Source organism: Curvibacter sp. GW821-FHT09D12, assembly GCF_059416245.1.
This window is the reverse complement of the sequence record NZ_JBWKOU010000003.1, coordinates 292,555-312,373: the sequence shown is the minus strand read 5'-3', so window position 1 is coordinate 312,373 and position 19,819 is coordinate 292,555. Positions and strand designations below refer to the sequence as shown.

General features: G+C 64.6%; 20 protein-coding genes. 15 read left to right on the top strand and 5 right to left on the bottom strand.

Annotated elements, in window-relative coordinates:
- Positions 1-112: 112 nt before the first annotated feature.
- Together AC07PT_RS06275 and AC07PT_RS06270 are read left to right on the top strand one after the other, a co-directional pair.
- The gene (locus AC07PT_RS06275) at positions 113-553 is read left to right on the top strand and encodes a type II toxin-antitoxin system RatA family toxin (protein WP_492349014.1); all 441 of its coding nucleotides are present in this window, start codon (positions 113-115) and stop codon (positions 551-553) included.
- On the top strand, positions 546-902 hold the full coding sequence (locus tag AC07PT_RS06270) for an RnfH family protein (RefSeq protein WP_492349013.1): 357 nt from the start codon (positions 546-548) through the stop codon (positions 900-902). Before AC07PT_RS06275 ends, AC07PT_RS06270 begins: the two co-directional genes overlap by 8 nt.
- A 42-nt stretch (positions 903-944) precedes the next feature.
- On the opposite strand, the gene AC07PT_RS06265 is transcribed toward AC07PT_RS06270, so the two are convergent.
- A complete protein-coding gene (locus tag AC07PT_RS06265) occupies positions 945-1,469 on the bottom strand; it encodes a DUF4124 domain-containing protein (protein ID WP_494656152.1) in 525 nt (174 codons plus the stop codon).
- A 116-nt stretch (positions 1,470-1,585) separates the two neighbouring features.
- On the opposite strand from AC07PT_RS06265, the gene guaB reads away from it, so the two are divergent.
- The 5 genes from guaB to AC07PT_RS06240 all read left to right on the top strand — a co-directional run bounded on the left by guaB (position 1,586) and on the right by AC07PT_RS06240 (position 7,301).
- Entirely contained in the window at positions 1,586-3,055 is a 1,470-nt protein-coding gene (gene guaB / locus AC07PT_RS06260) for an IMP dehydrogenase (protein ID WP_027474456.1), read from the top strand.
- 14 nt (positions 3,056-3,069) lie between these two features.
- On the top strand, positions 3,070-4,689 hold the full coding sequence (guaA, locus tag AC07PT_RS06255; protein ID WP_492349010.1) for a glutamine-hydrolyzing GMP synthase: 1,620 nt from the start codon (positions 3,070-3,072) through the stop codon (positions 4,687-4,689).
- 452 nt (positions 4,690-5,141) lie between these two features.
- Positions 5,142-5,309: a hypothetical protein gene (locus AC07PT_RS06250; protein ID WP_494656151.1), complete on the top strand. Its 168-nt coding sequence runs from the start codon at positions 5,142-5,144 to the stop codon at positions 5,307-5,309.
- 239 nt (positions 5,310-5,548) lie between these two features.
- Positions 5,549-6,370: a type IV toxin-antitoxin system AbiEi family antitoxin domain-containing protein gene (locus AC07PT_RS06245; protein WP_494656280.1), complete on the top strand. Its 822-nt coding sequence runs from the start codon at positions 5,549-5,551 to the stop codon at positions 6,368-6,370.
- Entirely contained in the window at positions 6,354-7,301 is a 948-nt protein-coding gene (locus AC07PT_RS06240; protein ID WP_494656150.1) for a nucleotidyl transferase AbiEii/AbiGii toxin family protein, read from the top strand. The genes AC07PT_RS06245 and AC07PT_RS06240 overlap by 17 nt, the downstream gene beginning before the upstream one ends.
- A 183-nt stretch (positions 7,302-7,484) precedes the next feature.
- Here the strand turns inward: AC07PT_RS06240 and AC07PT_RS06235 are convergent, their stop codons facing one another.
- The 4 genes from AC07PT_RS06235 to AC07PT_RS06220 all read right to left on the bottom strand — a co-directional run bounded on the left by AC07PT_RS06235 (position 7,485) and on the right by AC07PT_RS06220 (position 11,070).
- A complete protein-coding gene (locus AC07PT_RS06235) occupies positions 7,485-8,738 on the bottom strand; it encodes an alkyl sulfatase dimerization domain-containing protein (protein ID WP_494656149.1) in 1,254 nt (417 codons plus the stop codon).
- 167 nt (positions 8,739-8,905) lie between these two features.
- Positions 8,906-9,886 (bottom strand): Bug family tripartite tricarboxylate transporter substrate binding protein, encoded by a 981-nt coding sequence (locus AC07PT_RS06230; protein WP_494656148.1) that lies wholly within the window; start codon positions 9,884-9,886, stop codon positions 8,906-8,908.
- A 102-nt stretch (positions 9,887-9,988) separates the two neighbouring features.
- The gene (locus AC07PT_RS06225; RefSeq protein WP_494656147.1) at positions 9,989-10,186 is read right to left on the bottom strand and encodes a hypothetical protein; all 198 of its coding nucleotides are present in this window, start codon (positions 10,184-10,186) and stop codon (positions 9,989-9,991) included.
- A gap of 476 nt (positions 10,187-10,662) precedes the next feature.
- Positions 10,663-11,070, bottom strand: a complete 408-nt coding sequence (locus AC07PT_RS06220; protein ID WP_492345561.1) for a hypothetical protein — start codon at positions 11,068-11,070, stop codon at positions 10,663-10,665.
- 126 nt (positions 11,071-11,196) lie between these two features.
- Between AC07PT_RS06220 and AC07PT_RS06215 the strand changes: the two genes are divergently transcribed.
- The 8 genes from AC07PT_RS06215 (at position 11,197) to AC07PT_RS06180 (ending at position 19,809) form a co-directional block, all read left to right on the top strand.
- The gene (locus AC07PT_RS06215; protein ID WP_494656146.1) at positions 11,197-11,457 is read left to right on the top strand and encodes a DUF167 domain-containing protein; all 261 of its coding nucleotides are present in this window, start codon (positions 11,197-11,199) and stop codon (positions 11,455-11,457) included.
- A gap of 117 nt (positions 11,458-11,574) precedes the next feature.
- Positions 11,575-12,801: an efflux RND transporter periplasmic adaptor subunit gene (locus AC07PT_RS06210; RefSeq protein ID WP_494656145.1), complete on the top strand. Its 1,227-nt coding sequence runs from the start codon at positions 11,575-11,577 to the stop codon at positions 12,799-12,801.
- A gap of 1 nt (position 12,802) precedes the next feature.
- Positions 12,803-14,836, top strand: coding sequence for a MacB family efflux pump subunit (locus AC07PT_RS06205; protein ID WP_494656144.1), 2,034 nt, complete (start codon positions 12,803-12,805; stop codon positions 14,834-14,836).
- 70 nt (positions 14,837-14,906) lie between these two features.
- Positions 14,907-16,355, top strand: a complete 1,449-nt coding sequence (locus AC07PT_RS06200; RefSeq protein WP_494656279.1) for an efflux transporter outer membrane subunit — start codon at positions 14,907-14,909, stop codon at positions 16,353-16,355.
- 77 nt (positions 16,356-16,432) lie between these two features.
- Positions 16,433-17,074: an FMN-binding negative transcriptional regulator gene (locus AC07PT_RS06195; RefSeq protein WP_492345557.1), complete on the top strand. Its 642-nt coding sequence runs from the start codon at positions 16,433-16,435 to the stop codon at positions 17,072-17,074.
- Entirely contained in the window at positions 17,074-17,319 is a 246-nt protein-coding gene (locus AC07PT_RS06190) for a hypothetical protein (RefSeq protein WP_494656143.1), read from the top strand. The genes AC07PT_RS06195 and AC07PT_RS06190 overlap by 1 nt, the downstream gene beginning before the upstream one ends.
- Before the next feature lie 7 nt (positions 17,320-17,326).
- Positions 17,327-18,751, top strand: coding sequence for a tRNA adenosine(34) deaminase TadA (gene tadA / locus AC07PT_RS06185; RefSeq protein WP_494656142.1), 1,425 nt, complete (start codon positions 17,327-17,329; stop codon positions 18,749-18,751).
- Positions 18,752-18,816: 65 nt separating this feature from the next.
- Entirely contained in the window at positions 18,817-19,809 is a 993-nt protein-coding gene (locus AC07PT_RS06180) for an LD-carboxypeptidase (RefSeq protein WP_494656141.1), read from the top strand.
- The last annotated feature ends 10 nt before the right edge of the window (positions 19,810-19,819 follow it).

Sequence of the window (19,819 nt, the reverse complement as noted above, 5' to 3'; positions counted from 1 at the left end):
GCTTGCGGCCAAAAGGCGGCAGCCACTCACTACAATCCGTTTCGCCTGAACCCAAGATTTTAGGCGCCCCGGTGCCTGTGGGGCGCCGAGTTGCGGGCTGGCCCGCAAATTCATGAAAACCGTCAACAAGTCCGTCCTGATCTGGTACAGCCCGCAGGAAATGTTCAAGCTGGTCACCGATGTGGCGCAATACCCCCAATTTCTGCCTTGGTGCGACCACGCCCAGGTCCTGGCCAAGCAAGAGGGCGGTATGACGGCCGAGGTGGGCATCGCCTTCAGCGGCATCCGTCAGACCTTCGTCACTGAAAACACCCATGTGGAAGGCCGCGAGGTGGGCATGAAACTGGTGAAGGGGCCTTTTTCCAAGCTCGAAGGCACCTGGCAATTTTTGCCGGTGGGTGATGGCACGCAGCGCGCCTGTCGTGTTGAGCTGGTGCTGAGCTATGGTTTTTCCAACAAGGCGCTTGGCGCGCTGGTCGGGCCGGTTTTCGACAAGATTGCCGGCAGCCTGGTGGATGCTTTCGTCAAACGGGCTGAGCAGGTGTATGGCTGAGTCCACCCCGTTGCTGACCCTCACCGTGGCGATGGCCCCGGCGCCTCGTCAGGTGCTCGAGCAGGCACTGAGGCTGCCTGCGCCCGTCACGGTCATGCAGGCGCTTCGTGCCTCGGGATGGCTGGAAGCCGGCGAGGGCATCGATCTGAACCACTACACCGTCAGTGTCTGGGGGCGGCGGGCTGGCTGGGATCAGCCCCTGCGGGAGGGTGACCGGGTCGAGCTGTGTCGCGCCCTGGTGGTCGACCCCAAGGTCGCGCGGCGCGAGCGCTTTGCCAAGCAAGGTGCACGGGGCACCGGTCTGTTCGCCCGGCGCCGGCCAGGGGCTGCGGCCGGTTACGGCGCCTGAGGCGGGCTGGCCCCGCCGCTGCCGGCGCTGGGTGCCAGCCAGTCAGCGGCAATCCGAGTCGATCGTGGCCTGAGCACGGGTGACTTCGGCGTTGCGGGCACTGTCGTCCAGAATGACCCGCTCGCCGTTTTCGTTGACCTGCGCCAGTCGGATGCCTGATTGCAGGGTGGCCATGTTCTGGCGGGCCCGCGCGCAGTTGTCGGCCTTTTGGCTGGCAATGCGTGCCTCTTCTGCTTTCTTTTTCTCGTTTTCTGCCGCTTCGGCCTGGCGCTTGCGCTCTTCGACGGCCTTGTCCAGATTGCTCTTGCCAGGGTTGGCGGCGGGTTTGGGGGCGTCCGGCGTGTCGCTGCGAGCGCCATTTGCCGCGTCGTTGCCCCCCGAGGCATCGCCTGCGGAACGCGCCGGCATGCCAGGCTGCTTCAGGATGCTCTTGGCCGGCACCTCGGGTGGCGGGGCCCGATCGCTGAACACTTTGCGGCCATCCTTGTCCAGCCACATCCATTGGGCAAAAGCAGGGGTCGCCGCCATCAGCAGGGCGGCAGAAAGCAGCAGCAAAAGTGATCTCATGGCCTGAGTTTATCCTGCGGCCATTGTCCCGCGACAGTCCGCCAAAAGCAGGTTGTGAGGGGCCAGCCGGTCAAGGGTCCCCGACACGGCTACAATCCTTCTTTTGGAGCTTTGACATGCGCCTTCTCGGAAAAGCGCTCACCTTCGACGATGTGTTGTTGGTGCCAGCGTACTCCCAAGTCCTGCCAAAGGACACTTCCCTCGCCACGAAATTCACCCGAAACATTACCCTGAACCTGCCCTTGGTGTCTGCCGCCATGGACACGGTGACGGAAGCCCGCCTGGCGATCGCGATCGCCCAGGAAGGGGGCATCGGGATCGTCCACAAGAACCTCACTGCGCAAGAGCAGGCCGCTCAGGTGGCCAAGGTCAAGCGCTACGAATCCGGCGTGTTGCGCGATCCGGTGGTCATCACCCCGGAGCACACCGTGCTGCAGGTGATGCAGCTGTCCGAGCAACTGGGCATCTCGGGTTTCCCGGTGTGCGACGGTGGCAAGGTGGTGGGCATCGTGACCGGCCGTGACCTGCGTTTTGAAACCCGCTACGACGTCAAGGTCTCGCAGATCATGACGCCGCGCGAGAAACTCATCACGGTCAAAGAGGGCGCCACCGCCGAAGAGGCCAAGGCCCTGCTGAACAAGCACCGCCTGGAGCGCCTGATGGTGGTCAATGACGCCTTTGAGCTCAAGGGCCTGATCACTGTCAAAGACATCACCAAACAGACCAGCTTCCCCAATGCCGCACGCGATCCCTCGGGCCGTCTGCGGGTGGGCGCTGCCGTCGGCGTGGGTGAGGGCACCGAAGAACGCGTTGAAGCCCTGGTCCGGGCCGGCGTCGATGCCATCGTGGTCGACACCGCCCACGGCCATAGCAAGGGTGTGATCGAGCGCGTGCGCTGGGTCAAGCAGAACTACCCCCAGATCGAAGTCATTGGTGGCAACATCGCCACCGGCGCTGCGGCGCTGGCCCTGGTGGAAGCCGGTGCCGATGCGGTCAAGGTCGGTATCGGCCCCGGCTCGATCTGCACCACCCGCATCGTGGCCGGCGTGGGTGTGCCCCAGATCATGGCCATCGACAACGTGGCCAGTGCGCTGAAAGGCACCGGTGTGCCCCTGATCGGCGACGGTGGCATTCGTTACAGCGGTGACATCGCCAAGGCTTTGGCGGCAGGCGCCTCCACCGTGATGATGGGCGGCATGTTTGCGGGCACCGAAGAAGCCCCGGGCGAAGTGATCCTGTTCCAGGGCCGCAGCTACAAGAGCTACCGCGGCATGGGCAGCATCGGCGCCATGCAACAAGGCAGTGCCGACCGCTACTTCCAGGAGTCCAGCACCGGCAACCCGAATGCCGACAAGCTGGTGCCCGAAGGCATCGAAGGCCGTGTGCCCTACAAGGGCTCCATGGTCTCCATCGTGTACCAGATGGCGGGCGGCATCCGGGCCTCCATGGGCTACTGCGGTTGCGGCACCATTGCCGAAATGCATGAGCGTGCCGAATTCGTCGAGATCACCTCGGCCGGCATCCGCGAAAGCCACGTGCACGACGTGCAGATCACCAAAGAAGCGCCCAACTACCGCGCCGAGTAAGCGAAGCCCCTGCGATGCAACACCAGAAAATCCTCATCCTCGACTTCGGCTCCCAGGTCACCCAGCTGATCGCACGTCGCGTGCGCGAAGCCCATGTGTTCTGCGAGGTTCATCCCTGCGACGTGTCTGACGAGTGGATTCGCCAATACGCGGCCGATGGCCAGCTCAAGGGCGTGATCCTGTCCGGCAGCCATGCCAGCGTCTATGAAGAAACCACCGACAAGGCGCCTCAGGCCGTGTTCGAGCTGGGGATTCCGGTGTTGGGCATCTGCTATGGCATGCAAGCCATGGCGCACCAGTTGGGCGGCAAGGTCGAAGGCGGCCACAAGCGTGAATTCGGCTTTGCCGCGGTGCGCGCCCGCGGGCATACCCGTCTGCTCGAAGGCATCCAGGACTTCGTCACCGACGAAGGCCATGGCATGCTCGACGTGTGGATGAGCCACGGCGACAAGGTCACCGAGCTGCCCCCGGGCTTCAAGCTCATGGCCAGCACCGACAGCTGCCCCATCGCCGGCATGGCCGACGAAGACCGTCGCTTCTACGCCGTGCAGTTCCACCCCGAAGTCACGCACACCAAACAAGGCCCGGCCTTGTTGCAGCGCTTTGTGCTGGGCATCTGCGGCGTCTCGCCGGATTGGATCATGGGCGACTACATCAGTGAGGCGGTCGAAAAGATCCGCCAGCAGGTGGGCGACGAAGAGGTGATCCTGGGCCTGTCGGGTGGCGTGGACTCCAGCGTGGCCGCCGCGCTGATCCACCGCGCCATCGGCGACCAACTGACCTGTGTGTTCGTCGACCACGGTCTGCTGCGCCTGAACGAGGGCGACATGGTGATGGAGATGTTTGAAGGCAAGCTCCACGCCAAGGTGATCCGTGTGGATGCCTCCGACCTGTTCCTGGGGCAATTGGCCGGCGTCAGCGAGCCCGAAGCCAAGCGAAAGATCATTGGTCGCGAGTTTGTCGAAGTCTTCAAGTCCGAAGCGGCCAAGCTCAAGGCCGGCAATGGCGGCCACAAGGGCGCCACCTTCCTGGCCCAGGGCACCATCTACCCCGACGTGATCGAGTCGGGCGGTGCCAAGAGCAAGAAGGCCGTCACCATCAAGAGCCACCACAACGTGGGCGGCCTGCCCGAGCAACTGGGCCTGAAGCTGCTGGAGCCCCTGCGCGAGCTGTTCAAGGACGAAGTGCGCGAGCTGGGCGTCGCCCTGGGCCTGCCTCACGAAATGGTCTACCGCCATCCCTTCCCGGGCCCCGGCCTGGGGGTGCGCATCCTGGGCGAGGTCAAGAAGGAATACGCCGACCTGCTGCGCCGCGCCGACGCCATCTTCATCGAAGAGCTGCGCAACTTCCGTGACGAGGCCACCGGCAAGACCTGGTACGACCTCACCAGCCAGGCATTCACCGTCTTCCTGCCGGTCAAGAGCGTGGGCGTGATGGGCGATGGCCGCACCTACGACTACGTGGTGGCCCTGCGCGCCGTGCAGACCAGCGACTTCATGACCGCTGACTGGGCCGAGCTGCCCTACGCGTTGCTGAAGAAGGTCTCCAGCCGAATCATCAACGAGGTGCGTGGCATCAACCGCGTCACCTACGACGTGAGCTCCAAGCCGCCAGCGACGATCGAGTGGGAGTGAAATCAGGTCCTTCTGGGACTATCTCAGATGATCGAGAAACTGCCGTAACGTATTGATTTAAAAAAGAATACGTCACGGCAGCTATCGGTTGTTATCGCCGGCCAGCAGAAAAGGTTGGCGGTGGAACTGGCGGCAAGAACCGAGGGCCGGATCAAGGCCTGCCAGTTCACTATCCAGACCCAACCCGTGTTTCACGGTAAAGGTCTTATTGGGAAAGCTTGTTTGAGGCGGCTTTCCCGGCGTCAGCAGGCCTCCTGATCGTTGGCAGTGAAAGCCGTCACGAAACAGGAGAACGACCTCGCTGCTGACCGACCCAGCAATACGCAATCTCAAGCCCCAATATTTCGCTGGTGATGGCCCGTGAAAAGCGTGATCGCCGCCAAGAAGGCCGTCGCGCAGGGCAAGTCTCCCGCGCTGGAGAAGCTGCGGGAGAAACGCCGCCTGACCGCCGCATGTCCAAGGCGACGCTCAGCCGAGTGACCCAGATCGTGTCCGAGCGCACCAAGGCCGACGACCTGCCGCTCGCCCACGAGGACTGCTGTTCCTCGCGTTCGATCCGCAACACGGCCGAGTACGCCGAGCAGCGGCGCCATATGCTGCGGAGTGGGCGGATATGGTAGATGCCTGGATTGACAGGCGAACCCATGTGCCGAAGCCGCTTTCTGAATACGTGGTGGTGTCCGTCTGCAGCGCGGCATTGTGAAGGGAGAACGGCATGACAGCTCTCTCTGAATGTGCCACCGATGCCCGGCGCGTGGTTTATTTTTGTCGTAAAAAGATTACTTATAGTGATCTTTTTCATCTTAAACCAAACCTTCAGGCCTTGGCAAGAGTTTATAAAAGCTGTATTTTGAGCATCATGAGTGATCAAAAAAAAGGGAAGCTGAACCTGCTGCTGGCCGAGCTTGGCGACACACGCCTGATATCGAGCCGCTGGCTGCGAGCGCACGGCTACTCCAACAGCCTCGTCGCGCGTTATGTGAGCAGCGGCTGGCTGGTGTCACCTGTACGCGGCGTTTACATGCGCAAGGGTGGCCACCTGCAGTGGGAGGGGGTGGTTCGCAGCTTGCAGGTTGGCGAGGGGATGCCACTGCATGTCGGCGGCCGATTCGCTCTAAGCCTGCAGGGGCACGAGCACTACCTGCGTCTGGGCGACGCAGGAGCAATCACGTTGTATGGGCCGGAGCGGTCACCGGGTTGGCTCTACAAGCTCCCGTTGGAGCAGCGTTTCGAGTTCTTGGGCAGAGGGGCGTTCGATCTGTCATCCTTGTCGTTCATATCGGAGGTGTCTGAGAACACGCTGTCCGAACAAGGGCTGGCCTGGTACCAGGCGGCGCCAGGCACCGATGCCTTGGTCTGCTCTACGCCCGAGCGGGCCATGCTGGAGCTGTGCGATGGCATCGCAGGCGCAACGTGGGTCTACGAGGCCGATGCGCTGATGCAGGCCATGACGACGCTGCGGCCGCAGCGGGTTGGCCTGCTGTTGCGCCACTGTTGCAGCATCAAGGCCAAACGGGTGTTTCTGGCGCTGGCCCAGCGCCACCGGCATGCGTGGCTGTCGCACGTGTCGCTGGAGGGGGTTGATCTGGGCCGGGGAAAGCGCGCACTGGTGCCTGGCGGCCGCCTGCATCCGACCTATCAGATCACCTTGCCGGCAGACCTCGATGAACACCTGGCTTGATCACTGGGATCGCCGCTATACCGACCGGGTCCGGCTGCTGGTCGAGATCCTGCCGCTACTGGCGCAGGAACCGCGTTTTGCGCTCAAGGGCGGCACGGCAATCAATCTGTTCGAGCACGACCTGCCACGCTTGTCGGTGGACATTGATCTGGCTTGGTTGCCGGTACATGGCTATGCCGAGGATGCGAAGCTGATCGCCGAAGCGCTTGGGCGACTGGCCGACAGGCTGCGCACCCGGCCCCTGCAGTTGCAGGTGCAGTTGTCTGCAGGCGAAGGCTCAGGCGTTACGCGGTTGGTGGCCAGTCGCGGTCGTGCGCGTGTGCAGATCGAGACAACCCCGGTCATGCGGGGGGCGGTGCATCCAGTACGCAACATGGTGGTACGCCCAAGGGTGGAGGACGCGTTCGGTTTCGCCTCGGTGCAGGTGTTGGACTTTGCTGATCTCTACGCCGGCAAGCTGGCAGCGGCACTCTCGCGGCAGCATCCGCGCGATCTTTTCGATGTTGGCTTGTTGCTGGAAGACAAACGAGCTGATCAGGTACTCTGGCGGACTTTCCTCGTCTATCTGACCTGTAGCCCCAAGCCTGCTTGGGAGATGCTGGCACCTCGCGTGCCAGCGGATTTCTCGGCTACCTTCGAGGTGCACTTCAAGGGCATGACGGCAGAGCCCATTGAAGCCGAAGTCTTGCTGGGCATTCGTGAACGCCTGTTGGCGCGTGTCGCCAGTTGGCTTGATGAGCCATCATGTGCGTTCCTACGATCCATTGAAGATCAGCAGCCGGACTTCGATCTCATTGGGCTTCCACATGCGGTCGATTTGCCGGCTGTGCGGCGCAAGCTACACAACCTGGCTCAGCGCACCGACGCCAAGCGTCTGGCGGACCGGAGCCTACTGGAGGAAACGCTGGCTCGGATCGTTGGTGCCCGATGAGGCGAGGTGCTGACAGCCAGCCTCGCTCACCACGAACTTCCGCGCAGCGAGTAGGGTGCAGGCCTGCCAGCCTTTGAAATCCAGGCACGCGCACTGTGAAGGGGTTTCAAGGCACAGGGTCAACGGTTTGACGCGCCTGTTTTCATGCATCGTGCCAGGGTTCCCATGAGGGCACGTTTTGCCTCAGTGAATTCCGAACCGGCATGATGTGGATTGCTCGATCATGTCGGCACTCACGCGGTAGAGATTTTGAGAGACAAAGCTCTCAACCTGGGTTGCGCGTTGCCGCAACAAGCTTGCCTTGAGTTTTCGGGCCAGGGTGATATCGGGTGCGTCGCTGTCTGACAGGGCCAGCAGGTCGATCACATGGAGCGCCAATTGATGCTGCCCTGAATCGCCCAGTGTTTGGGCATGCTTGATCAAGGCGCTTTTGTCGGTGATGGCTTCCGCCACGGCGGTCGCAACGGCTTCGGGCGCTGCCGGATGCAAGGAGGTCGGGTTGCGGTCCCACCAGCCGTTCTCGGAGCGATAAATGTCGCGCACGATGTAGCTGGGGTCGCCATAGCTTGGCTGCATCCATGGCACACAGAAGAGCTCTTGAGGGTACCGGATGGCTGCGAGCACCTGTTGTTCGTTCAAGCCCTCGTTCATCAGTCTCACCACTTCGGATCGCAGCCAACGCAGCGTGCGTGCCGTGTGGCCCAGTACCTGCTGCACGGACTCCTCACCCTCGATCACGGGGCCGAACTCGCGCACGGCCTTGAGTGGACGGAGTGCGGCCATGGCTTCCAGCGTATTGGCCCAGCGAGCCGTGTCCCGTTGGGTGCGAAAAGGCGTGCCGATGTTGGGGATGGAATTCAGCAATGCAGCGCCCCCGTAAAGCACACGGTGGGCAGGGCACCACAGAGCAATCGCATCATCGGTTTCTGATGGTGCCCAAAAAAGTTCGATGCGCTGCTCATCGTTGCCGAGGATGAGGCGATCCGCGAAGGTCTCTGTCGGCTCATGCAAGTCGATCCGATGATCAAAGAAGCCGGGCGATCGGTTGAACTGAACTTCCGCCATGCGATGTTGCAGTGCCAGAGTCTCCCGGTAGCGGGCGTACCGGCGTGGGAGGTTGTCGTGTGCGATCAACCGTGGGGCTGCATCACCCCGTTCTGCTGCATGGGCCAGCCAGGTGGCCACGCCTGCGTTGTAGCCCATGTGCCCATGGCTGTAGCACAGCGCATGCACAGGAGACCTGCTGATCTGGCGCAGACTGGCGATCATGCTCTCGGTCACCGGGCCACCAGGGCCCGCATCGATGACGACCAGACCGACATCGGTCTCGGCCACAAAAGACTGGCCTTGGCCATGCAGGATGTGCAGGCCTGGCGCCACAGTTTCGCTGCCGGTGCCCATGAACAGGATGGAAGGGGTGTCGTCTTTGGTGGTCATGCTGATTCCTTTTTCTTTGGCGTCGGTACCCGTGCCGGCACGGTGCTCAGGCCGGTTGGCGCCGCTGCCCGCGGCAGTGCAACCCATCAGACCCACAAGGTGACTCAGGCAGCGCGCGGCGGGGAGCGGGGTGCATTCGCCGGGGGGGCTTGGTGCTGAAAACCGGGTCAATCCAAGCTCACGCCGGTGGAGCGGGCCAGGTCGAGGGCAACGGGGAGAAAACTCGCGTAGGCGGCTGTGGCCTCGGCGGGCGTATTCCCAACCGGCTCAAGCCCCAGGCTCTCGACGCGTTCGCGGACCCAGGGCTCACGCATCACGGCGGCAAGCTCATGAGCCACGCGTTGAACAATGAAGTCGGGTGTCCGGGCGGGAGCCATCAGCGATATGGCACCCGTGTTGCTGTAGACAGCATCTTTGTAGCCCTGCTCGCTGAAGGTTGGAACCTGGGGCAGGCCTTGAGCGCGGTGGTTGCCCACCACCGCCAGGGCTCGCAACTTGCCGGTGTTGATGAAGGGCTTGAGGGTGGCGGCGGAGCCCAAGGTGATCTGGACGACGCCGCTGATCAGGTCTGCGGACATCGGACTTTCACCTTTATAGGCGACGTGCAGAGTTTGCAGGCCATAGGTTTTGTCCATGTACACCTGAATTTGATGGGGCAAAGTGCCAGCGCCCCAAGATCCCATCGCATAGTTGCCGGGAGACCGCCGTATGGCCTCAATCAGCGTCCTGAAGTCTCGCGCCGGTACCGACGGATTGACCGCAAGTACCAAAGAGGGTCTGACGACATCCGAGATCATGCGCAGGTCAGTGCGCGGGTCGTAGGGTAGCTTCTTGTAGAGGACCAGGTTGGTGCTGATGGCCGCTGGCGTGGTCAGGAGCAGCGTGTAACCATCGGCAGCACTCTTGGCCACATGGTCGCTGCCGATGATGCCTGTGGCACCGCTGCGGTTGTCGACCACAAAAGGCTGATGAAGCCGCTTGCCCAGAGCTTCTGTGAGGATCCGCGCCAAGGTGTCGGTTGCGCCGCCAGCCTGGTACTGCACGACGATCCGCACCGGACGACTCGGATAGCCGTCGTTCGCGGGCGCAGCGCCTGCACCTGCGGCGCAACTCCAGAGCAGTGCCGCGCCAATTGGAGATATGTTCATTGTGACCTCTTTGGAGAACAGACAGGGGGGGGAATCAGTCCGAGCCCTCCGGCAGCCCACGGTCAGAGAAATCCTGCCAGGGCTCGGTTGTTCATGGCGACGTTAGAAGGTGTGACGCAGGCCCACGGCCAGTGACCGCACGCCATCACCGCTTTGGGCTCGTATGGCCAACATGGCCATGTTGGCGATGGAGGTCGAAGCGTTGGCCAGCACACCCAACATTTGCACCGCCAATTGCGCCCACGCAGCGGAGCCGAGCGCTCTCACGCCGCTGGCGACTGGCCATTGTTTTTGCTTCATGAACAGGTTCCCTTCATCACGTCTGTCACGACTAGATTGCCGATGGCTGCCTACTCTAGGACGCGAGGGGGGCACTTTCTGTCAAGCTACCGACACATAGAGGCATGAGGGTTGCCGACTTCCTTGTTCAGGGCTCCGGCTGTCGTTTTGACTGAAAGATCGTGTCCGCAGCCGAGCCCGCAATCAGGTGATCGAGGGGCATGTCAGGGTGGGCCAGATCCGTCGGGAGGGCTAAAAGGGAACGGTGGCCTCGGGTTGGGCGGTGCTCGACTGGCATCAGGACCCAGGCGATCTTTTGCGGCCGGCTCAGGCGGTGTTCGACTCCAGGCCTCGGGAAATGCCTTCGTCCGCGTTGCCCGACCTGGCCGAGGAGGTGCTGAGTCGTTGCGAGACCGCTTTCAGTCGTCGTTCGGCCTTGCGCTCGCGGTGACCCGACCGAGTCCATACGGAAGGGCACAGAGGCCGAATGCGCCGACTCATCCTCCCCCAAACAATCCCCCCTCATCCAGCAACTCGAACGCGATCTCAGGCCGTTGCTCCAGGCTTTTCTTGATGGCGGCGGGGATGGCCTGGCGGGTTTTCTTGCACAGGCCAGGTTGCTCGTGGACCAGGATGGTGATGCCGCGCAGGGTGCGCACCTCGTTGGGGCTGGTGCTGATGGTCAGGCGAATGCCAAGCTGCTCTTCCAGGCGCTCTTCGAGGCGGCGCAGGTCGCTGAGGCTGGCCAGGTTTTCCAGCCGCTGCAGCAGGCGCTTTTCCTCTTCACGCGTCAGGCGCAGCACGCGCAAGTCACCGCTGGGGTTTTGCAGCAGGGCGTCACGGTCACAGACGCAGGCGCCGGGCGGGCATTCGGTGCGGATCGGAAAACTGGCGCTGGGGGTCATCAAGGGGGTGTGGGGCAGGGCAGGCGAGCGTCATCTTACTGAAACAGCGGTGGCCGCGTTCTATCATCCCTGCCATGCTGGGGGCCGTCCAAGGCCGCTTTCCCTGTCCTTGATCGTTTTTCCTCCATGGCCAAGATCGTTCTCTACTGCCAACCCGGCGCCAAGCAAACCCAGCTGATGGGCACCCATGACGGCAAGCCCAAGATCCAGCTGAAGGCGCCGCCGGTGGACGGCGAGGCCAACAAGGCGCTGATCGCCTTCGTTGCGCAACGCTGCGGGGTGTCCAAATCGGCCGTCACCATCGAGCTGGGCAGCAGTGGGCGCACCAAGCGGGTGGCGGTGGAGGGCATGGACGATGGGGCACTGCGGGCTCTGTTCGGCCTTTGACGGGCCGGGCCTGAAACCGGATGGGGGCGGGCTCGCTTTACCTTCCTGTGACGCTGCGCAAGCGCTGGTGTCATGCGGGGCTGGCAAACTGGGCGACTTGCAAGCCTCAGATTTTTCATGAACATTGAATTCAAACGCCTGATCCGTCCAGGGATCGCGGTCGGGGTATTGGCCATCGCCCTGGTGGTGGGCAAGAAGACCTTCTTCGCGCCGCCGCCGGCCCCCGCCTACATCACCGCCCCGGTGGCTCGGGCCGACATCGAAGACACCGTGCTCGCCAATGGCACGCTCAAGGCCTTCAAGCAGGTCAGTGTGGGGGCCCAGGTGTCGGGCCAGGTCAAGTCGCTCAAGGTGGCCTTGGGTGACATCGTTCACAAAGGTGATCTGGTGGCCGAGATCGACTCGCTCACCCAGCAGAACACCTTGCGCAACAACGAGGCTGCCCTGGCCAATGTGCAGGCGCAGCTGCGCTCTGCCGAGGCCACCCTCACGCAGGCCGAACTGGCCCTGAAGCGGCAGCAGCAGATGCGGGCTTCCGAGGCAAGTTCACAGGCCGATCTGGAGGCCGCTCTGGCCACCGAAAAGACCAGCCGGGCCAGCGTGGAGGCGCTGCGCGCCCAGGTGGACCAGGCCAAGGTGGCGGTGGACACGGCCCGCGTCAACCTGGGCTACACCCGCATCGTGTCGCCCATTGATGGGCAGGTGGTGGCCCTGGTGACCGAAGAAGGCACCACCGTCAACGCCAACCAGTCCACCCCCACCATCATCATCGTGGCCAAGGTCGACACCATGACCGTCAAGGCCTCGATCTCAGAGGCCGATGTCACCTCGGTCAAACCGGGACAGCGGGTGTACTTCACGATTCTTGGCGAACCGCAAAAGCGCTACGACGCCACCTTGCGCACCATCGAGCCGGCCACCGACAGCATCAGCACCTCCACCACCAGCAGTTCCTCCAGCAGCAGTTCCAGCTCGACCTCCACCAGCAGCGCCACGGCCATCTACTACAACGGCCTGTTTGACGTGCCCAACCCCGACAACAAGCTGCGCATCTCGATGACCGCCATGGTCTACATCGTGCGCGGTCAGGCCAAGAACGCGCTGACGATGCCTGTGGGCGCTCTCAGTGCCCGCCAGCGCGACGGCAGTTACCGGGTCAGCGTGCTGGGCGGCGACGGGCAGTTGCAGCCGCGCACCGTGCACGTGGGCATCAACAACAACGTGACGGTGGAGGTCCTGGACGGCCTGAAAGAGGGTGAGAAGGTGGTGCTGGGCAATGCTGCCGGGGCCCCGTCGGCCTCGGGCGAATCGCGCAGCATGCGCCCGCCACCGGGTGGGTTCTGACATGAGCGCGCACCCAACACCGGGCGGCGCGGCCCCCGCCTCGGCTTCAGATCCCGCCCAGCCCCTGCTGTCATTGCAGGGGGTGTGGCGCGAGTTCCTGGTCGGTGACAGCCCGCTGGCCGTGCTCAAGGACATCCGCCTCGATGTGGCCGCCGGCGAGATGATCGCCATCGTGGGCCAGTCGGGTTCCGGCAAGTCCACCTTGATGAACCTGATCGGCTGCCTGGACCAGCCCAGCCGGGGCAGCTACCAGATCAATGGTCGCGAAGTGGGCAGCCTGCAGGCTGACGAACTGGCCGCGCTGCGGCGCGAGCATTTTGGCTTCATCTTCCAGCGCTATCACCTGCTGGGCGACCTGTCGGCCGCCGGCAATGTGGAGGTGCCCGCGATCTATGCCGGCTCAGGAGCGCGTGAGCGCCGGGCCCGCGCCCTGGCCCTGCTGGAGCGCCTGGGCCTGGGCGGACGCACCTCGCATGTGCCGGGCAAGCTGTCGGGTGGCCAGCAGCAGCGGGTGTCGATCGCCCGAGCCCTGATGAACGGTGGCAGCGTCATCCTGGCGGACGAGCCCACCGGGGCGCTGGACACCCAGTCCGGCGCCGAGGTGATGAAGATCCTGGCTGAATTGCATGCGATGGGCCACACCATCATCCTGGTCACACACGACATGCAGGTGGCCAGCCATGCCCAGCGCATTGTTGAACTGCGCGATGGCGAGGTGGTCTCCGACCGCAGCAACGTCCCAAGCCAACCCTTGACGCCCGCCTCGGCGGGTGACGCGGTGATCCTCCGCCCCAAGGCCGCTGGCCGGACTGGGCCCTGGACCGCCCTGAGCCGCTGGGCAGACCGGCTGGGTGAAGCCTTCCGCATGGCCTTGCTGGCCATGAATGCGCACCGCCTGCGCACCTTGCTGACCATGCTGGGCATCATCATCGGCATTGCCTCGGTGGTGTCGGTGGTGGCTCTGGGGGAGGGCTCGCGCCAGAAGGTGTTGGCCAACATCAGCTCCATTGGCACCAACACCATCGATGTGTACTCGGGCACCGGGTTCGGCGACCCGCGGGCCGCCCGCATCCAGACCCTGAGTCCGGCCGATGCGGATGCGCTCAAAGAGCAGAGCTACGTCGACAGCGTCACCCCCAATGTGCAAGCCTCGGTCACGGCGCGGTATGCCAACATCGATGCCTCGGTGCAGGTCACGGGCGTGGGCGAGCAGTATTTCCGGGTCAAAGGCCTGGAGATGGCCGGCGGCACGGCCTTCAGTGAAGCCGCCGTGCAGGCCTACGGCCAGGTGGCGGTGATCGATGAGAACGCCCGCAAGAAACTGTTCCCCAACACCAACCCGGTGGGCCAGGTGTTGTTGCTGGGCAGCATGCCGGTCTATGTGGTGGGCGTCACCGCCAAAAAGGAAGGGGGGTTCGGCCCCAACATGGAGACCCTCAATGTCTTCGTGCCTTACACCACGGCCATGCGCCGCCTGATCGGACAGGGCTACCTGCGCAGCATCACGGTGCGGGTGGACGATCGCACCTCGATGGCCGCCGCCGAGCAGGGCATCAACCAATTGATGGAGCGCCGTCACGGCCGGGTGGATTTCTATGTGCTCAACACCGACAGCATCCGTCAGACCATTGAAAGCACCACCCGCACGCTCACGTTGCTGGTGTCGTCGATTGCCGTCATTTCGCTGGTGGTGGGCGGCATCGGCGTGATGAACATCATGCTGGTGAGCGTCACCGAGCGCACCGGCGAAATCGGCGTGCGCATGGCGGTGGGGGCACGGCAAAGCGATATTCAACAGCAGTTCCTGATCGAAGCCGTGCTGGTTTGCCTGTTGGGCGGTGTGCTGGGCATCTCGCTGGCTTTGGGCTTCGGGGCCCTATTCAAGCACTTCAGCAACAACTTCACGCTGGCGTTCTCCACCTCGGCCATGGGGGCGGCCTTTCTGTGCTCAACCCTCATCGGGGTGGTGTTCGGCTTCCTGCCGGCGCGCAGCGCGGCCCGGCTCAACCCTGTCGAGGCCCTGGCCCGTGATTGACCCAGGACTGACCCGTGATCGACCCGAAATGGACGCCCCTGGACACAAGGCGCTGTGGCGCAACGATTTCATGATGGACCTTCCTTTTTCAAAGCCCAAGACACCGGCCCCGCATCGACTTGCGCTGCCGCTTGCTTTGGCACTGGCCCTGGCACAGGGCTTGTTGCTCGGGGCCTGCAGCTCGGTGCGCACCCCTTACCAGGCGCCCCAGGTGGCCGTGCCCGGCGCCTGGTCACACCCAGGCGCCGTGGTGACGGCCCCCGCCGATGGGCCTGATACCTGGTGGGGCGCCTTTGGCGACCCGCAGCTCAACACCCTGGTCGAGGCGGCCCTGAGCCGCAACAACGATCTGGCCGTGGCGGCCCTCAAGGTGCGCAAGGCGCGGCTGCAGGCCGAACTGGCGGAACGCAACCGCTGGCCCACCCTCGCAGGCAGCGTCAGCACCCAGGGCCAGAAGCCGCTGGACGGCGGGGCCAGCACCCGCAGCAGCGGCGCCAGCGTCTCAGTCAGTTACGAGGCCGATTTGTGGAACCGCCTGGGCAGCTTGAGCGATGTGTCGCGCTGGGAGTCGCTGGCCACCGAGCAGGATCGCCAGGCCACCCGCCTGAGCCTGATCGGCAGCGTGCTGCAGGCCTACTGGCAACTGGCCTACCTGAACCAGCGCATCAGCACCGGTGAGCAAAGCGTGGCCTACGCCGAAAAGACCCGAGACCTGGTCCAGGCTCAATACCGGGCCGGTGCGGTGTCGGCCCTGGAGATCAGTCAGGCTGAGGCCACGGTGCTGAGCCAGAAGGCCACGCTGGCCGACCTGCAGCAGCAGCGGCTGAGCGCCCGCACCACCCTGGCCCTGTTGTTGGATGTGGCGCCGAGCGACACGGCCTTGCAGCCCTGGTTGGGTACCGAGCCGCAGCGCTTGCCGCTGCAGGCCATGCCCGAGGTGGCGCCCGGGCTGCCGGCCCAATTGCTGGGTCGACGCCCCGACCTGCGTGCGGCCGAGCTGCGCCTGCGTGAGACCCTGGCCAGCGCCGATGCCACCGCCGCCAGCTACTACCCTGCGCTCACCCTCACCGGGGCCCTGGGCAGCAGCAGCCTGGCTTTGGGGCAGGCTTTGTCCAATCCCTATGCCTTGCTGGGCGCCGGTGTGACCCTGCCGTTCCTGCAGGTCAACACCATGAAGCTGAACAACGCCATTGCCCGCACCCAGTACGAGAGTGCGGTCGTCAGCTTCCGCCAGACGCTTTATTCGGCCCTGGGCGATGTCGAAAACGCCCTGAGCAACCGCAGTGCCCTGGCCCGGCAGGGCGAACTGCTGGCCGGCTCGCTGGCCGCCAGCCGGCGCAGCGAACAGCTGTACGAGGTGCGCTACCGCCAGGGGTCAGTGGCCCTGAACCTGTGGCTGGATGCCCAGGAGACCCGCCGCACCGCCGAAACCGCCTGGGCGCAGAATCAGCTCTCGCAACTCAAGAACCAGGTCACCCTGTACCTGGCTCTGGGCGGCAGTGCCCAGGGGGCGCCATAGCGCCATAGCGCCATAGAGCAGGCGGTCTGGCACACAATATCGAACTTGTCACGCTCTGACGCAGAGAGGCTCATTCGATGTACCTGCCCCCGCAATTCGACGGCTCGGACCCGGCGCTGGCCCACGCGCTGATGCGCGAGCACCCCCTGGCCAGCCTGATCTCGAACGACGATGACGGTCTGCCCTATGTCACCCATCTGCCTTTGCATTTGGCAGCCGAGGACGGGGCAGGGGGCCCGGCGCTGCTGCTGGGACACTGTGCCCGGGCCAACCCGCACTGGCGCTACCTGCAACAGCGCCCGCGTGCGGTGCTGACCTTCATGGGGCCGCAGGCCTATCTATCGCCGGCGGTCTACCCCGATCTGGCGCGAGTGCCCACCTGGAACTACCTGGCGGTGCATGCGACCGTGCAGGCCCGGCTGCTCGACGAGGCCGAGGCCAAAGACGCCTTGCTCAAGCAGTTGATCGCCGATCACGAGCCGGGCTACGCTGCGCAGTGGCACGGGCTGGACGCCGATTGGCGCCAAGGCATGCTGCGCGGCATCGTGGCATTCGAGCTCCGTGTCGAGTCGCTGCAGTGCAAGCTCAAACTCAACCAGCACCGGCCCGAATCCCACGCCGCCATGTACGAGGCCTACCGCAGCGCCGACAACGACGCTGCGCGTGGCCTGGCTCAATGGATGCAACGTCTGGGCCTGGTCCCTCAGGAGAATCTGTGATGCGTGGTGGAATCGGTTTGATCGGATTGGTGCTGGCCCTGGTCATCACGGGCCTGCTGGTGAAGCGGCAACTGGGCAGCGCCGTGGCGCCACCGCCCCTGGTCAGGCCCGCGTTACCGGCGGCGGCCAGCGGTTCTGCCGGTGCGCCGCCTGCGGCGGTGCCCCTGAACCAACTGCCCCAGCAGACCAAGGAGGCGGTTGACGCCCTGATGCAAAAGCCGCGGCCCATGCCCGACGAGAATTGAGCACACCATGTTGACGGCTTCTGATACCCCGCTACCGGACCCGCAATCCGCGATGGACCACGCCTTCATGCAATTGGCCTTGGCCGAAGCCCGACTGGCGGCGGCCGCGGGTGAGGTCCCGGTGGGCGCGGTGGTGGTCAAGGCGGGGCGTGTGATCGGTCGCGGCCACAACCAGACCATTGCGCGGCACGACCCCAGTGCCCATGCCGAGATCGTGGCGCTGCGCGAGGCCGGTGCGGCCCTGGGCAATTACCGTCTCGACGGCTGCAGCCTGTACGTCACGCTGGAGCCCTGTGCCATGTGCAGCGGGGCCCTGCTGCAGGCCCGTCTGGCCCGCGTGGTCTTTGGTGCTGCCGAGCCCAAGACCGGGGCGGCGGGTTCGGTCCTCAATCTGTTCGGGCAAGCCCAGCTCAACCATCAGACCACGGTGCAGGGTGGCGTGGCCGAGCACGATTGCAGCCTGGCTCTGCAGCATTTTTTTCAGGCCCGGCGAGCGACCCAGCGTGAGCAGGCCAGAGCGGCCCACCCGCTGCGTGACGACGCGGTGCGCGCACCCGACAATGCCTTTGCCGCGCTGCCCGGCTACCCTTGGGCGCCCCGGTACCTGAGCGATCTGCCGGCCCTGGCCGGATTGCGGCTGCATTACCTGGACGAGGGGCCTGTCGACGCGCCCATCACCTGGCTGTGTCTGCATGGCAACCCGGGCTGGAGTTACCTGTACCGTCACATGCTGCCGGTGTGGCTGGCCGCCGGGCACCGGGTGGTGGCCCCCGACATGCCGGGCTTCGGCCGCAGCGACAAGCCCAAGAAGCCGGCTGTTCACCAATTCGACTGGCATCGCCAGGTGCTGCTCGAATTGGTGCAGCGCCTGGATCTGCAACGCGTGGTGCTGGTGGTGCAGGACTGGGGCGGCATTCTGGGCCTGACCCTGCCCATGGCCGAGCCCTCGCGCTACCAGGGCCTGCTGGCCATGAACACCCTGCTCGCCACCGGTGAGGAGCCCTTGTCCCCAGGCTTTCTGGCTTGGCGCGAGATGTGCCGCAGCAAGCCTTTGTTCGACGTGGGGCGCCTGATGGCACGGGCTGTGCCCGCGCTCAGCACCGAGGAGTGCGCGGCCTACAACGCGCCGTTTCCCGATCGAGGGCATCGCGCTGCGCTGCAGGCCTTCCCACCCATGGTGCCCGAGCACCCCGGGTCGGCTGGGGCCGCGCTGTCGCGCCAGGCCCGGGATTTCTGGCAGCAAGAGTGGGCCGGTCGCAGCCTGCTGGTGGTGGGGGCAGCCGACCCCGTGCTGGGCCTGCCGGTGATGCAGCGCCTGCGTGAGCAGATACGGGCATGCCCCGAGCCCTGGGTATTGCCAGAGGCCGGGCATTTTGTTCAGGAGCACGGTGAGCCGATTGCCCGCCGGGCTGTGGAATACTTCAAGCCATGAACCGCGGTGGCTGCAGGCCCCGCACAACCAAGGAGCCGCGGCCCCCAGGCCGGCGGACAAGCACTTTGTCAGACTTCGACGATCACGACCACGCGGCCTGTGGGCACGACCACGGCCCCAAGCACATCTACATCTATTCGCCTTCGAGCGCGGTGCGCGACAAGGCAGCCTTTCGCCGTGGGGTCGCCCGGTTGCGGGCCATGGGCCATGAAGTGGAGATCGACCCCGATGCCCTGGCGAGCCACACCCGTTTTGCGGGTGATGACGACACCCGTCTTGCCGCCATTGGCCGGGCGGCCGCCAGCGGTGCCGACATCGCGCTGATCTCGCGTGGCGGCTATGGCCTCACACGGCTGCTGCCCCAACTGCCCTACAAGGCGATTGCCAAAGCCGTTGAGCGCGGCACCGAATTTGTCGGCATCAGCGATTTCACCGCTTTCCAGAATGCCGTGTTGGCCAAGACGGGCGCCATCACCTGGGCCGGCCCGGCCTTGGGGGCCGACCTGGGCACCGAAGAAGAGCCCGACGACATCATGTTGGCCTGCCTGGACGACCTGTTCAGCGGCCATGGCGAGGGGGCCGGCTGGGAGTTGCCACGCCCCCGCAAAGGCACGGCCGCCGCGGCCACCGCACCGGTGCAAAAGCCCTTCACGGTCAAGCAGGGCACCCTGTGGGGCGGCAACCTGGCGGTGCTGTCCAGCCTGATCGGCACCCCCTACCTGCCTGACGTCAAGGGCGGGGTGCTGTTTTTCGAAGACATCGGCGAACACCCCTACCGTCTGGAGCGCTTGCTCACCCAGTGGCTGCATGCCGGGCTGCTGGCCCGCCAGAAGGCCATCGTGCTGGGCCAGTTCAATGAGTACAAATTGACGCCCCATGACAAGGGTTTCAAGCTCGACTCGGTGGTGCAGTGGCTGCGCAGCCAGCTGAAGGTGCCGGTGCTGACCGGCCTGCCGCATGGTCATGTGGCCACCAAGGTCTTGCTGCCGGTGGGCGCGCCCGTGTCGCTGTCGGTGGACGAGCGCGATGCCCTGCTGTTCTGGGGCCACCTGCGCTGAAATATGCGCT

What these genes read in the sequence shown, in the direction of transcription:
- AC07PT_RS06275 (WP_492349014.1), top strand. Translation starts at nt 113, where the DNA reads ATGAAAACCGTCAACAAGTCCGTCCTGATCTGGTACAGCCCGCAGGAA.
- AC07PT_RS06270 (WP_492349013.1), top strand. Translation starts at nt 546, where the DNA reads ATGGCTGAGTCCACCCCGTTGCTGACCCTCACCGTGGCGATGGCCCCG.
- AC07PT_RS06265 (WP_494656152.1), bottom strand. Translation starts at nt 1,469, where the DNA reads ATGAGATCACTTTTGCTGCTGCTTTCTGCCGCCCTGCTGATGGCGGCG.
- guaB (WP_027474456.1), top strand. Translation starts at nt 1,586, where the DNA reads ATGCGCCTTCTCGGAAAAGCGCTCACCTTCGACGATGTGTTGTTGGTG.
- guaA (WP_492349010.1), top strand. Translation starts at nt 3,070, where the DNA reads ATGCAACACCAGAAAATCCTCATCCTCGACTTCGGCTCCCAGGTCACC.
- AC07PT_RS06250 (WP_494656151.1), top strand. Translation starts at nt 5,142, where the DNA reads ATGTCCAAGGCGACGCTCAGCCGAGTGACCCAGATCGTGTCCGAGCGC.
- AC07PT_RS06245 (WP_494656280.1), top strand. Translation starts at nt 5,549, where the DNA reads ATGAGTGATCAAAAAAAAGGGAAGCTGAACCTGCTGCTGGCCGAGCTT.
- AC07PT_RS06240 (WP_494656150.1), top strand. Translation starts at nt 6,354, where the DNA reads ATGAACACCTGGCTTGATCACTGGGATCGCCGCTATACCGACCGGGTC.
- AC07PT_RS06235 (WP_494656149.1), bottom strand. Translation starts at nt 8,738, where the DNA reads ATGACCACCAAAGACGACACCCCTTCCATCCTGTTCATGGGCACCGGC.
- AC07PT_RS06230 (WP_494656148.1), bottom strand. Translation starts at nt 9,886, where the DNA reads ATGAACATATCTCCAATTGGCGCGGCACTGCTCTGGAGTTGCGCCGCA.
- AC07PT_RS06225 (WP_494656147.1), bottom strand. Translation starts at nt 10,186, where the DNA reads ATGAAGCAAAAACAATGGCCAGTCGCCAGCGGCGTGAGAGCGCTCGGC.
- AC07PT_RS06220 (WP_492345561.1), bottom strand. Translation starts at nt 11,070, where the DNA reads ATGACCCCCAGCGCCAGTTTTCCGATCCGCACCGAATGCCCGCCCGGC.
- AC07PT_RS06215 (WP_494656146.1), top strand. Translation starts at nt 11,197, where the DNA reads ATGGCCAAGATCGTTCTCTACTGCCAACCCGGCGCCAAGCAAACCCAG.
- AC07PT_RS06210 (WP_494656145.1), top strand. Translation starts at nt 11,575, where the DNA reads ATGAACATTGAATTCAAACGCCTGATCCGTCCAGGGATCGCGGTCGGG.
- AC07PT_RS06205 (WP_494656144.1), top strand. Translation starts at nt 12,803, where the DNA reads ATGAGCGCGCACCCAACACCGGGCGGCGCGGCCCCCGCCTCGGCTTCA.
- AC07PT_RS06200 (WP_494656279.1), top strand. Translation starts at nt 14,907, where the DNA reads ATGATGGACCTTCCTTTTTCAAAGCCCAAGACACCGGCCCCGCATCGA.
- AC07PT_RS06195 (WP_492345557.1), top strand. Translation starts at nt 16,433, where the DNA reads ATGTACCTGCCCCCGCAATTCGACGGCTCGGACCCGGCGCTGGCCCAC.
- AC07PT_RS06190 (WP_494656143.1), top strand. Translation starts at nt 17,074, where the DNA reads ATGCGTGGTGGAATCGGTTTGATCGGATTGGTGCTGGCCCTGGTCATC.
- tadA (WP_494656142.1), top strand. Translation starts at nt 17,327, where the DNA reads ATGTTGACGGCTTCTGATACCCCGCTACCGGACCCGCAATCCGCGATG.